General features: G+C 66.0%; 9 protein-coding genes. 4 read left to right on the top strand and 5 right to left on the bottom strand.

Annotated features, from left to right (window positions below; genetic code table 11):
• Nucleotides 1-120 precede the first annotated feature (120 nt).
• The gene (locus tag Y88_RS12485; RefSeq protein WP_018075511.1) at nucleotides 121-2,052 is read left to right on the top strand and encodes a methyl-accepting chemotaxis protein; all 1,932 of its coding nucleotides are present in this window, start codon (nucleotides 121-123) and stop codon (nucleotides 2,050-2,052) included.
• 61 nt (nucleotides 2,053-2,113) lie between these two features.
• Nucleotides 2,114-2,464 carry an energy transducer TonB gene (locus tag Y88_RS12480; RefSeq protein ID WP_008069827.1) on the top strand — a complete coding sequence of 117 codons (351 nt, stop codon included), beginning with the start codon at nucleotides 2,114-2,116 and terminating at the stop codon, nucleotides 2,462-2,464.
• Nucleotides 2,465-2,559: 95 nt separating this feature from the next.
• On the opposite strand, the gene Y88_RS12475 is transcribed toward Y88_RS12480, so the two are convergent.
• Entirely contained in the window at nucleotides 2,560-3,453 is an 894-nt protein-coding gene (locus Y88_RS12475) for a glycosyltransferase family 2 protein (protein WP_008069825.1), read from the bottom strand.
• A gap of 363 nt (nucleotides 3,454-3,816) precedes the next feature.
• Here Y88_RS12475 and Y88_RS12470 point away from each other — a divergent pair, with 363 nt between their 5' ends.
• Nucleotides 3,817-4,908, top strand: coding sequence for a glycosyltransferase family 4 protein (locus tag Y88_RS12470; RefSeq protein WP_232281056.1), 1,092 nt, complete (start codon nucleotides 3,817-3,819; stop codon nucleotides 4,906-4,908).
• A gap of 14 nt (nucleotides 4,909-4,922) precedes the next feature.
• Here the strand turns inward: Y88_RS12470 and Y88_RS12465 are convergent, their stop codons facing one another.
• On the bottom strand, nucleotides 4,923-6,077 hold the full coding sequence (locus Y88_RS12465) for a glycosyltransferase (RefSeq protein WP_008069821.1): 1,155 nt from the start codon (nucleotides 6,075-6,077) through the stop codon (nucleotides 4,923-4,925).
• Between the two features lie 402 nt (nucleotides 6,078-6,479).
• Here Y88_RS12465 and Y88_RS12460 point away from each other — a divergent pair, with 402 nt between their 5' ends.
• A complete protein-coding gene (locus Y88_RS12460; protein WP_008069819.1) occupies nucleotides 6,480-7,967 on the top strand; it encodes a phosphomannomutase in 1,488 nt (495 codons plus the stop codon).
• Here the strand turns inward: Y88_RS12460 and Y88_RS12455 are convergent.
• Genes Y88_RS12455 through rbbA form a run of 3 tightly spaced genes read right to left on the bottom strand, consistent with a single transcriptional unit; the run spans nucleotide 7,942 to nucleotide 13,393 of the window.
• The gene (locus tag Y88_RS12455) at nucleotides 7,942-9,414 is read right to left on the bottom strand and encodes a TolC family protein (protein ID WP_232281055.1); all 1,473 of its coding nucleotides are present in this window, start codon (nucleotides 9,412-9,414) and stop codon (nucleotides 7,942-7,944) included. The two genes, Y88_RS12460 and Y88_RS12455, sit on opposite strands and share 26 nt — an antisense overlap.
• A 23-nt stretch (nucleotides 9,415-9,437) precedes the next feature.
• Nucleotides 9,438-10,565, bottom strand: a complete 1,128-nt coding sequence (locus Y88_RS12450) for an ABC transporter permease (protein ID WP_008069816.1) — start codon at nucleotides 10,563-10,565, stop codon at nucleotides 9,438-9,440.
• Complete coding sequence (rbbA, locus tag Y88_RS12445; protein WP_008069813.1) at nucleotides 10,562-13,393, bottom strand: ribosome-associated ATPase/putative transporter RbbA; 2,832 nt, start codon at nucleotides 13,391-13,393, stop codon at nucleotides 10,562-10,564. Before rbbA ends, Y88_RS12450 begins: the two co-directional genes overlap by 4 nt.
• Between the last annotated feature and the right edge of the window lies 1 nt (nucleotide 13,394).

Below are 13,394 nucleotides of genomic sequence, written 5' to 3'. Positions count from 1 at the left end.
ACACAAGGCCCGCGTTACTCTTCCGCGACGCAACATCAGGTAGGTCGTGCATACCGGCCCATTCCATGCCCGTTCTTGCGGGACCCACTGCATGGCCGGGTCTCGTTGCGGGGAACAATCATGATCCGGTTTCACATATCCGCCAAGTTGATGTCGGCGTTTTTCCTGCTGCTCGCCGTGATGGCCGCCATGGGCACTTTTGCCGTGGTCAAGATCGGGCAAGTCGATGTCCTTTCCGACGAACTGCGTTCACGCTGGCTGCCCGCCTCGCAATCGCTCGGCGAGATCCATGCCTATCTGTCGCAGTACCGCATCAAGCAGGGCGACCTGATCGACGCGCCGAGCGACCGCACCGAGAAACTCGTGCGCAATGCCCAGGCGGTGATCGACGGACTGCTCGACGACTATGCCAAGCATGCCGACACCAAGGAGCAGAAAGCCGCACTCGACCAGCTGCGCCAGGGCTGGAGCGCCTATACCGCCGAGAACACCAAGCTCGTCCAGCTTGCCCGCAGCAACGATCCCAATGCCCGCCCCACTTTCCAAGGGGAGGCTCTCGATCAGTTCTACGGCATGGAAGACAACGTTCTTGCCATGATCGATCAGGACACCAAGGCCGCAACCGAGGTGTCCAACCGCAGCGCCCAGATCTATGCGCAGGCCCGCACCGTCATGATCGCTGCGATTGCCGCAGGCCTCGCCGCCGCACTCGCTCTGCTCACCCTGCTCATGCTCAATATCGCCCGCCCGCTCGCCCGGATGAGCGACGCTGTCGGGCGCCTCGTCGCGGGCGACATGACGGTCAGCCTGCCTGCCCTTGGTCGCAGCGACGAAATCGGCGCGCTTGCGACGGCACTCGACCGGTTCAAGGGACTGGTCGCTGCCGACAGCCGCCGCGCTGCCGAGGAAAAAGCCCATGCAGAGGAAACACAGGTCACGATCGATGCGATCGGCGGCGGTCTTGCAGCGCTGGCGGCGGGCGATCTTGAATATCGCGTCCCCGAAAACGGTCGCGGCGCGCTTGCCAAGCTGCATGTCGACTACAACACGGCCGTCGATACCTTGTCCTCGGTTCTGGGCAAGATCGTGACCGGATGCACCACCATCCAGACCGGTACCATGGAAATCGCCGCCGCCGCCAACGACCTGGCCATGCGCAGCGAGCAACAGGCCTCCTCGATCGCCGAAACGGCCCGCACGCTCAACGAATTCACCGGCACGGTGCGGATCACCGCCGACAATGCCCGTCAGACCAGCAGCCGTCTCGCAGTCGCCCGTGCCACCGCAGACACGGTCGAAGACATCGCACACAAGGCCGTCGAAGCCATGCGCTCGATCGAGACGTCCTCGCGGGAAATGTCCGAAATCGTCAACGTCATCGACGGCATCGCGTTCCAGACCAACCTGCTGGCGCTCAACGCCGGGGTCGAAGCCGCCCGCGCCGGGGATTCGGGCAAGGGCTTTGCTGTCGTCGCCAATGAAGTGCGTGCGCTTGCCCAGCGCAGCGCGGATGCGGCCAAGGACATCAAGGCGCTGATTTCCACCAGTACCGAGCAGGTCGGCGGCGGGGTCAGCCTGGTCGAATCGAGCGGTGACGCCCTCCGCCAGATCGTCGGCGAAGTGAGCGCGGTGTCCGACCTCGTCAACGAAATCGCCGAAGCTGCGGAAAAGCAGGCCTCCGGAATCACCGAGATTTCCGAAATGGTCGGATCGATGGACCGCTTTACCCAGCAGAACGCGGCCATGGTCGAAGAAACCTCGGCCGGGACGCGCAATCTGTCGGAGGAAACCGCACGCCTCGTCGAACAGCTCCACCGCTTCAATGTCGAGGACGACCACGGGGCTGGCTCCAGACGGGCACCCAGAAGCGCCCCGGCCCACGCTCCTGCGCCGACCGCGCCCCTTGCTGTCGCCAGAGTCGAGGAAGCCATCGAACTGGTCGAGGCAGAACCCATCCCCGGCCCGACCGCCAGCCCGAGCCGGTCGTTCCACGGCAACGCCGCGCTCAAGCGCGAAGTGGTGATCGATTCGGACGACTGGTCCGAGTTCTGAACGGGCGCTTCGGCGCCCGTTTTCATGTCTTGCCCCCACCCCAACTGGAAAGGATGACAGAATGCCCAAGCCTCTGACCCTGCCCATCGCCCTGGGCCTTGCCGCCCTGGCGCTGGTTCCGCAGACCGCCTCGGCTCAGGCTGCCGACTGGATCAAGTCGGTCGCCCGCACGATTGCCTCCAAACAGACCTATCCCCGCAGCGCGCAGATGCGCGGCGAGGAAGGCACCGCCAAAGTGAAAGTGTTCATCAGCGCGGCGGGCGCAGTCGAACGCACCGAACTGGTCAGCCCCTCGGGCTCCTCGACGCTCGACCGGGAAGCGCTCTCGCTGCCCTCACGCGCGGGACAGCTGCCTCCTCCGCCCGGCGGCGCCACCACCGTCACGCTGCCGATCACCTGGAAGCTGCTCTGATCGAGAGCGAGTTCACATCGGGGCAGACAACAGCGAGAGGGGGGCGGAGCGATCCGTCCCCCTTTTCACATGGCCCATGGGCTTGCAGATCGGCTTTACAACTCCTCGATCCTCTCCGGGGTCAGCCGCCCGCGCAAGAGATCGGCAAAACCCAGCCAATTGCCCCTGACGCGCCCGAAACGATCGACCCACGGCTCGGGCCACAGGCTGCGGACGTGATTCATGACCAGATTGCGCGACATCAGCTTCCACGCCTTGCCCGGACGCATGGTGCCCTTGCGCAAAAGATAAAGCGGGTTCTGGATCTGCGAATAGCCGAGCCGAACGCCCGAGGTTCGGCCCGACTTTGTCCCCAGATGGACCCCGGCAAAGGCGTCTGTCTCGACCGTGCGCCCGCGACGGCTGACTTGCGAGGCGAAATCGACATCTTCCTGCCAGCCATAGAGCTTGAGCCGCTCGTCAAAGCGCAAGCCGCCGAGCAAGGCCGTGCGATAGGCCATGTTGCACCCGTAAAGCCCGTGAACGTCGCGCAAATAGGTCATGCTCGGCGGCCCATGGCAATCATGCTCCTCGACCAGGCGCTCGGCCCGGCCTGCCGGAATGCCCGGCGTCTTGATCCCGTCGGCAAGGACGTGGCCAGTCGCACCGGCAATGTCGGGATGCTGTGCGAACAGGCTCGACAGCGTTTCGACAGCAAAGCGCGACGGCACGAAATCGTCGTCGAAAAAGGCAACGACATCGCTGTCCCCGGCAAGAACAGCCAACCCTGCATTGCGTTGCGCGGGCAAGCCGCGCGGGGCGATCACCACTTCGCATCCTTCGCGCGCAGAGGGCGCGGGCAAGTCACGATCGGCCGCGACCGACAGGATGATCCGCGACGGCGCCAGTGTCTGGGCCCGCAAGTGGCGAACGATCGTCGCGATGCAATCGGGACGGCCCGTCGATGCAATGATGACCGCGACGCGCAAGGGGGCGGATGGAAGGCCCATCGGTCAGTCTCCTTCGAATTCAACATGCCGGCGAATTCAACATGCCCGGCGGATTCAACATGCCCGGAAGGCGCGAAAAGCGCGCCCTTTCCGCCAAGACAGCCAAGGCAGGCCGCAACGGCAATGTCGAAAGGCGCGGAATTGAACCGATCCGCGCCCTCCATCGCCCCGTCCGCCGGAGCGCAATCGCCAACCGCCGAATGGGAAGAGCCTGCGACAAGGCGGCACGAAGCCCTCCGAGGCCGGTTTTCCTCCCTTCCAGTCCTCTCGATAATGGTCGAACCTGCGATTGCCTGCGCAAGGGGGGCCGACAAAGATCAGGCGAAATCGGCCAATGCCGACCTGTGCCGGAGTTTGGGATTCTTGGTCGCCCCCCTGAAAGTCATCATCAACGGCAGGTTCCTGCTCGGCGGCGGGACCGGGGTTCACCGCGTGGCCGAGGAACTGGTGGTCCACGTTCACGCGCTTCTGGCCGAACGTCCCGACTTGCGCGCGCGGATCGCGTTCGAACTCTGGACCCCGCATTCGGCCGCCGATCGCGCCCGCGCCCTGGGCGTGCCGCACCGCATCGTCGGGCCCCTGCACGGGCGTTCGTGGGAACAGATCACTTTGCCGATCCGGGCAAGGGGCGGCCTGATCCTCAGCCTCTGCAATGTCGGGGTGATCGCGACGTCCAATTCGGTGACGATGCTCCACGACGCGCAGGTCCATCTCACCCCGGCGAGCTACAGCCCTGCCTTTCGCGCCTGGTACCGGTTTCAGCAGGGGCTGATCGGCCATCGCCACCGCCGCATCCTGACCGTGTCGGACTATTCGCGGGAGCAGCTGGTCCGCTTTGCGATTGCGCCTGCCGATCGCATCCGGGTGATCCCCAACGGCATCGATCACATCGGCCGGGCAGAGCCGGCCCCGGCTATCCTCACATCGCTTGGGCTCGTGCCCGGCCGCTTCGTCGTCTCGCTCGCCAATACACAGGCGCACAAGAACATTCCGATGCTCTTGCGCGCGTTTGCCGATCCGCGCCTGCGGGACATGACGCTCGTCCTGTTCGGAGCCGACACGGCCGAAGCCTTTCGCGCGCTCGGGCACGCGATCCCCGACAATGTCCGCTTTGCCGGGCGGGTGTCCGACCGCGAGCTCGCCGGACTGTTCGCCGATGCCCTGTGCATGGCGTTCCCGTCCTGCACCGAGGGTTTCGGCCTTCCCCCGCTCGAGGCGATGCGGTCGGGATGCCCCGCCGTGGTCGCCCCCGCCGGTGCCCTGCCCGAAGTCTGCGGCGAGGCTGCACTCTATGCCGATCCCCACGATCCGGCAGGCTGGGTCGAGGCCGTGCTGCGCCTGCATGACGATCCCGATTTGCGCGCACACCTGATCGCGGCGGGCGAGCAGCAGGCCGCGCGCTTTACCTGGCGCGCGGCGGCGGAACGTCTGGTCGAGGAATTACTGGCGCTCTGAGGCGGAAATCCAGCCTACCCGGTTTTTCGGGCGGGTCGGGGTGCTTCGTGGACTTCGCCCTCGAAACCCATCCCTTGCGCGACCGCCGCACGAATGCCCGCGTCAAAGACTTCGGGCGCAAAGCGGCGGGCATTGGCCATCGCATCGGAAGGAACGAAATCGCCGAGCCACCGCTCGCACCGCTCGACCGCATCGACCAGCGCCTCGATCGACTGTTCGGGAAAGAACAGGCCGGTCTCTCCATCGACGATCGTCTCGCGCGCGCCGCCCCCGGCATAGGCGATGACCGGCCGCCCGGAGGCATTGGCCTCGACCGGGATCATGCCGAAATCCTCTTCGGCCGGAAACAACAGCGCGCGACACTGGGCATAGGCCTGCCGCAATTCGTCGAAGCCGAGCCGGGGGACGATGGTGATATTGGGCGTCGCACGGCGCGCGACTTCCTCGGCCATTTCACCGGTTCCGACCATCAGCAAGGGAAGCCCGAGGCGCGCAAAGGCATCGACGACCAGATCGGCCCGCTTGTAGGGCGTCATCTGCCCCACCCAGAGGTATTGTTTGCCGACCGTGGCCGACGGCGCGAACAGATCGACGTCGATCGGCGGATGGACCACCCCGGCCTCGCGCCCCCATGCCTTGCGCACGCGGCGGGCGATGAAGGCACTGTTGGCAAGCACGCGATCCGGGCGATTGGCCGAGGCGGTGTCCCACTGGCGCAAACGGTGGAACAGCACCGGCATGACCTGACGCGTCAACCAGCCATAGCGCGGCAGGTAATCATGGTAATGATCCCACAGATAGCGCATCGGCGAATGGCAATAGCACAAGTGGAACGCATCGGGCGGAGCGATCACCCCCTTGGCCGGGCCCGCCTCGCTGCTGATGACAAGGTCGTATCCGCGCAAGTCGAGCTGTTCGAGCGCCAGCGGCATGAGCGGCAGGTAATGCTGGTAACGGCGTTGCGCGCCGGGCAGGCGGCTGATGAACGAGGTCTTGATCGTGTGGCTGCGGATCGTGTCCGACAGGGCCTCGGGCCGCACGACATGGGTAAAGATGTCCGCACCCGGATAAAGCCGCAAGAGACGCTCGAGCACACGTTCCCCTCCGCGCATGCCGACCAGCCAGTAATGGATGATCGCGACACGCGGTGCCGTCTTGCCAAAGGCCATTGCCCCTATCTCCGCCATGACACGCGGCACGGTCCGCCACGCGGAGCGAACAGTGATCGCCCCGCGTGGCGAGGAAAATCGCAAGCGGCTCCAGTTCCGACCGGGGTTTTCCCTTTTGCAACTGCGAAGAGCGCTTGCCCGCACACCAGTCCCGCAATACTCCTTGTCACGAATACCTTGTGAGGCCCGTTTGACGGAGCATTCGTCGCACTCGTCGTGGGCGCGGCATCAGGGTATTTGCGGATTGCACCGTTTCCGCCGCATTTCCCGTCTCGGCGACGAGGCTGAGGTAACGGGGTGGAGGCAACGGGGCTGGCAATCCCTGCCCCGGCCCGCCATATGCGCGGCGAATCGGCGGGGGGAGGAAGACGCCGAGGGACCGGACGAACAAGCGAGGCCTGGATGAAGACCACCGTAAAAGAGCTGATGCAGGAATCGGGCGTGGCCTTTGGCACGAGCGGGGCCCGGGGACTGGTTTCGGCAATGACCGACCGCGTCTGCTATGGCTATACCGCCGGTTTCCTGGGCTACATGACCGAACAGGGCGAATTCGCACCCGGCGGCGAAGTGGCCCTTGCCGGGGACTTGCGCCCGTCGACCCCGCGCATCTTGGCCGCATGCGCGCGCGCCGTGCGCGACATGGGCGGGATCCCGGTTTTCTGCGGCTATGTCCCAACCCCTGCGCTGGCGCTCTTTGCCTTTGCGCGCGGCATTCCCTCGCTGATGGTCACGGGCAGCCACATTCCCGCCGACCGCAACGGGATCAAGTTCTATCGCTCGGCCGGTGAAGTGCTCAAGGAAGACGAAGCCGGGATGAGCCGCCAGGTCGTCGATCTCGGCGAGGATCGTTTCGGGGCCGACGGCATGCTGGCGATCCCCGAAACGCTGCCCGCCGTCACCGATGTCGAGGACGCCTACGTCCGCCGCTACATCGACCATTTCGGGGCCGGGGCCCTCAGTGGCAAGCGTGTGGGCGTCTATCAGCATTCTGCGGTCGGGCGCGATGTCCTTGCCCGCATTCTCACCGAACTGGGCGCCGAGATCGAGCTGCTCGGCCGCTCGGAAACCTTCGTCCCGGTCGATACCGAAGCAATTCGTCCCGAAGACGTCGTGCTGGCGCGCGAATGGGCCGCCCAATACGGCTTCGACGCGATCGTCTCGACCGACGGGGACTCCGACCGCCCGCTGATCGCGGATGAAACCGGCAAGTGGTTGCGCGGCGACGTGCTCGGCATCCTGTGTTCGGCCCGCGTCGGCGCGACCAGCGTCGTCACCCCGGTCAGCAGCAACACTGCGGTCGAAAAGTCGGGCCTGTTCGGCGCGGTCGTGCGCACCCGGATCGGATCGCCTTATGTCATCAGTGCGATGCAGGGCGAACTGGCGGCCGGATCGGCCGTCGTCGTCGGCTACGAAGCCAATGGCGGCTTCCTGCTCGGCAGTGCGATCCCCGGCAAGACCGAAGGCAGCGCCACCCGTGCCCTGCCGACCCGCGATGCCGTGCTGCCGATGCTGGCCGTACTGACCGCCCCGGCGCCCAGCGTTTCGGCCCAGCTTGCCGACCTGCCGCAGCGGTTCACTTTCTCCGACCGCGTCACCCCCTTCCCGCCCGAAGCAAGCGCACGCCTGTTCGGCGAGCTTTCCGCCGGGGACGAAGCCGCGCAGCTCGCCCTGCAAAGCAAGCTGTTCGCCGAATTTGCCGGTGAAGCGGTGGCCATCGACCGCACTGACGGCCTGCGCGCGACGTTTGCCAAAGGCGGCGTCATTCATTTGCGCGGATCGGGCAATGCCCCCGAACTGCGCTGCTACACCGAAAGTGAGAGCGAGGCCGAAGCCGTCGCTCTCAATGCCAGCGCGGTCAAAGCCATCAGGGCTTTGCTGGGGCTGGACTGACCGTTCCCGCGCCGTCCCAGCCGCCGCCGAGCGCGCGGTAGAGCTGGACGGTCGCGGAGCCCTGCGCGATCTGGGCCTGTTCGACCGCATCGGCGGCGGACAGCGCGTCGAGCCGGGCTTCAAGAACATCGCCCAACGTCTTGCGACCGGCGCGGAACAAGGCGTCGGTCGCGACAAGACGGCGATTGGATTCAACCCCGGCCCGTTCGCGCTGGGCCCGGCTCTGGTCGGCACCGTGACGCAGGCTGGTTGCCGCTTCCACATCCTCGAGCGCGGCCAGCACGGTGCGATCCTGCATCGCCAGCGCCGCGTCGAGATCCGCGTCGCCCCCGACGATCCGCGCATGAAGGCGCCCTGCCGTGAACAGCGGGACTGATGCCTGCAAGCCGATCAGCCCGGCCTGTCCCCCATAGCCCGGAATGCCCGCAAGCGTGACATGCCCGTCCGCCCCGCCGATCAGGACATTGAACCGGGGCAGCAGATCGCGCTTCAGGCTCTTGAGCCGGGCCGCGCGCGCCGCAACTGCCGCCGCCGTTGCCCGAACGTCGGGACGGCGAGCAAGCACGGTCGAGGGCAATTCCCCGGTCGGCACCGCAGGCAGCGTCAAACCGCTTTCGGCCGGAACCGCGACCGGCTTTTCCGGCGGATCTCCGGCCAGAACGGCAAGACGGCGCTGACGAATGGCGATGAGTTCGACCAGCGGCCCGCGCTGGGCGGCAATCCCTGCCCGCGCGGCTTCGACTTTGGCAACCGTCGCTGCATCGGACTGCCCGGCGGCCATGCGCGCCCTTGCATACATGATCAACGTATCGGCCGCACTCAGGCTGCGGTCGAGCAGGATCAGGCGCCGGGCAAGGCCTGCTGCCTGTTGCCAGTTTTCGACCACGTCGGCCACGACCATCAACCGCACGCCTGCGGCCATGTCCTGCGTCCCCAGAGCCGCCGCGCGCGCCGCATCCCGGTCAGCATGGCGCCCGCCGAACACGTCGGGTTCCCATGCCGCGCCCAGAGCCACGACATGACCGCCTCCGGCCGTGCCGCTCGCCCCTTCGGGACTTGCGGCCAGAAGCTGCCCCAGCGAACCGTCGATGGTGCCGTTCGCGACCGTGCCCCAGACCGCGCCATTGGCGGCAATGGTCGGATAGAGCGCGGATTCGGCCACCGCCGCCATGGCACGTGCGGCGCGCACCCGCGCCATGGCGATACGAATATCCTGATTGGCGGCAAGCGTACGTTCGACTTGCGCATCGAGCGCAGGATCACCCCACAAGGTCCACCAGTGATCGAACGGCACCGCCTGTTCCGGCGCAGCCCCGTCGATCCCGGCAAAGGCCGCCGGCGGCGTCACCGGGGCGCGGTGCGGCTCTGTCGCAGGCGCATGGACACAAGCTGCCAGCGGGAGTGCCAGCACCATCAGGACCGAAGCGGGGCGGGAGTGACGTGCCATGGATATTCCCTTTCGCTCCAAACTCATCCCTGTCGCGCCAGCATCGCGCGGAAGCGTTGCACCGCCAGCGTAACGAAGAGGCTGCCCCATCCGGCGATGGCCAGCATCTGTGGCCAGATCACGTCAATCCCCGCGCCGCGATAGAGGATCGCCTTGGACAAGGTAACGAACTGCGTGGTCGGCAGCACCCCGGCAAGGCTTTGCAGGACCGGCGGCATGCTTTCAATCGGGGTCGCCGCCCCCGACAGGAGATAGGCGATGGCATAGACCGGCACGGCAAAGAGCCCGAATTGCGGCATCGAGGGCGCGAGCGTTGCCATGAACATGCCGAGCGCCGTCACCGAGAACAGATAGACCGCCATCGCCGTCGAAAAGAGCAGCAGCGATCCTGCGAGCGGCACCCCCAGCCAGCCATGCACCACCAGCAAGAGCGAACCGAGCGCGGCGACATGGATGACAAGGCCATTGGCGATGATCTTGGCAAAGGCGATCTCGCTCGCCCGCACCGGCATCACCAGCAAGTGTTCGATCGTGCCGTGTTCGCGTTCGCGGATCACTGCCGCCCCGACCAGAATGATCGCCAGCACCGTCACGTTGGTGACGATCTGCATGACGGCGGTGTACCACGATGAAGTGGCATTGGGATTGAACCGGATATGGCTCGACACCCGCACCGGCACCGCGCCGAGCAACCCGCGCGCGTGCAGGAATTCAAGCGTTTCCCCGGCGAAGATCTGCTGCATATAGGACGCACCGAGCCCTGCCTGCGTCATCGCCGTCGCATCGACCAGCAATTGCACGTCGGGACTGCGCCCGGCCAGAACGTCGGCCTGGAACCGGGGCGGGAATTCAATGACGAAGATCGTCCGTCCGGCATCCATTTCCCGCTCGACCCGATCGCGCGGAAGGTCGATCGGCGGCTTGAAATAGGGCGGACGGATCGCATCGCGCAGGCGCAGCGACAAGTCGGAACGGTCGTTGTCGATCACCCCGACCGTCGCGTTCGACACTTCGGCCTTCACCCCTTCGGCCACGAGACCGATGGCGACCGTGAACGCGAACAGGATCAGGAACACCAGCACGGTGTCCTTCATCAGGCTGCGCAATTCCTTGGCGGCAAGGAAACGGACATTGGCGAGCCACAGTCTCATGCCGCCTGCTTCCCCAGGCTGAACCGTGCGGCGAAAATGAACGTCAGCGCAAAGACCCCCAGCGCGGCATAGGCCGTCGCGAAACTGTCAACGCCCAGCCCCTTGGTAAAGGTGCCGAGGCTGATGATCTGGAACCATGAGGACGGGAACCCCATCCCCACCCAGTACGAAGCCCCTTCGAGTGTCGAGACCGGATAGAGCAATCCGGAAAAGTTGACCGAGGGGATGAGGCAAATGAGCGCCGTCGCAAAGATCGCCGCCACTTGCGAGCGCACGAACGCCGAAATCATCAGCCCGAGCCCGGTCGCGGCCAGCGTGAACAGGAGCCCGCCGATCCCCAGAGCCAGCGCCGAACCCTTGAGCGGGACGCCCAGCACGCCGATGGTGACAAGGACCAGAGTGGCAAAGGACACCATCCCCACCGCGACATAGGGGGCCTGCTTCCCGATCAGGAAAGCCCCCGTTCCGGCAGGCGAGGCGTGGAGATTGGTGATCGAGCCGATTTCCTTTTCCCGCACCACCCCCAGCGCCGTCAGCATGGCCGGAATGAGGATCATCGCGAGCATGAGCACGCCCGGTGCCATGGCATAGATGCTGCGAAATTCCTGATTGTAGGAAAAGCGCGGCGCCAGCCCGAGCGGCAGCCCCGCCTGTCCGACGCCCGCGCCGCTCGCCACCGGGGCGAGCGCAGGGTCGGCCGCGATCGTTTCGGGATGAGCGGCCAGGACTTCCGCCTGATAGCCGGTCAGGATGGCATCGGCATAAGCCCGCGCATTGGACGCGGGAAACGGGCTGCTGCCCTCGATCTGTACGCCAAGATCGGGATGACGGCCCGCAGCAAGATCGCGCCCGAAACCGGGTGGAATGTCGAGCACCATCTGCGCCCGACCCGCAATCATCGAGCGTTCGGCCATGCGGTCATCGGCGCCGTCGCTCTTGTCCGGCGACAACAGGCGGAAATAGCGCGAGCCTTCGAAATGACGCACCAGTTCGCGGCTCGACGCGCTGCGGTCGTGATCGACGACCAAGAGGCGGACATCGTTGACGTCGAAGGAAATGCTGTAGGCCGCGATCGCCAGCAACAGCAACGGCCCCGCGAGCGCGAAGCCCAGCCGCAAGGGATCGCGCAAGAGTTCGAGCCCTTCGCGGCGGGCAAAGGCCCATGTGAACGCGAGCCAGCCGAAAAGCCCGCTGTGCGCGATCCGGAACGGGCTTTGCGAGGTAAGAGTCTCTTCGCCCGACGAGACGACAGGTTGCGCCTCGTGCCCGGCTTCGGCCTCGAGAACCGTGATGAAGGCGTCCTCGAGCGTCGCCGCGCCCTGTTCGCGGACGAGATCGGCAGGCGTCCCCATTGCCAGCACCCGGCCGCGATGCATCAACGAAATGCGGTCGCACCGTTCCGCTTCGTTCATGAAATGGGTGGAAACGAAGATCGTCACGCCGTTCTCGCGCGAAAGCCGCACGAGATGGCGCCAGAACATGTCGCGCGCCGCCGGATCGACGCCCGAGGTCGGCTCATCGAGAATGAGGATTTCGGGGCTGTGAAGGCAGGCCGCCGCCAACTGGAGCCGCTGGCGCATACCGAGAGGCAAGGCAGTCGGGGCAGTGTCGGCGACATCGGCCAGAGCGAATTCGGTCAGCGAACGTTCGACAATCTCGGCCACACGTTCTTCAGGCACCCGATAGAGCCGCGCGTGCAGCACCAGGTTCTGCCGCACGGTCAGCTCTTCATAGAGTGAAAAGGCCTGCGACATGTACCCCACGCGCATCCGCGTCGCCATGTCGCCCGGCGTGATCGTCTTGCCGAACAGCGTGGCACTGCCCCCGGTCACGTCGATCAGCCCGGTCAGCATTTTCATCGTCGTCGTCTTGCCGCAGCCGTTCGAGCCGAGAAAGCCGAAGATCTCGCCCCGCCCGATGCGGAAGCTGACATGATCGACCGCAACGAAATCCCCGAAGCTGCGGACCAGTTCCTTCGCTTCGATCGCGGGCGCCTCGTTCTCGCGCGCGACATAGGGCGGAACTTCCAGCCGCTCTGCATCCGGGCGCCGTTCGGGCGGCAACAGGCGGATATAGGCTTCCTCCAGCGTATGCGCACCGGTCGAGGCGATCACGTCCGCCGTCGCCCCGGCGGCAATGATCCGCCCGTCATCCATCGCGACGAGGTGCTCGAAGCGTTCCGCCTCGTCCATATAGGCCGTCGCGACGAGCACGGTCAGCCCCGACCGTTCGGCGCGAATGGCATCGACCAGATCCCAGAACTGACGCCGGGACAAGGGGTCGACCCCGGTCGTCGGCTCGTCGAGGATCAGGATGTCGGGATCGTGGACAAGAGCACAGCACAGCCCGAGCTTCTGCTTCATCCCCCCTGACAGCTTGCCCGCCGGACGGTCGGGAAAAGGCGCCAGCCCCGTCGCATCGAGCAGGCGCTGCATGTGCGCGGCCCGCGCGGCGGCATCGAGACCGAACAGGCGCCCGAAGAAGTCGATGTTCTCCGCGACGCTGAGCGTGGGATAGAGATTGCGGCCCAGACCCTGGGGCATATAGGCGACGCGTTGCAGGAACCGGGCCCGTTCGCGCGAACCTGCGCGCGTCGCGACCAGATCGTGATCGAGCACGGTGATCGCGCCGACCTGAACCTTGCGCACCCCCGCGATGAGGCCGAGCAAAGTCGACTTGCCGACGCCGTCCGGCCCGACCAGCGCAACCGCGCCGCCGCGCGGCAAATCGAACGCGATGCCGTCGAGTGCAGCGACCGCGCCGTAGTGGTGGGACACCCCCGCGATCCGGATCGCCGGGGAAGAGCCCTCGGGAATGGGCCCGGCCAAA

Origin of the sequence: Novosphingobium nitrogenifigens DSM 19370 (genome assembly GCF_000192575.1) — a bacterium.
In the GTDB taxonomy this organism is placed as follows: domain Bacteria; phylum Pseudomonadota; class Alphaproteobacteria; order Sphingomonadales; family Sphingomonadaceae; genus Novosphingobium; species Novosphingobium nitrogenifigens.
This window is presented reverse-complemented; position numbering and strand designations above follow the sequence as displayed.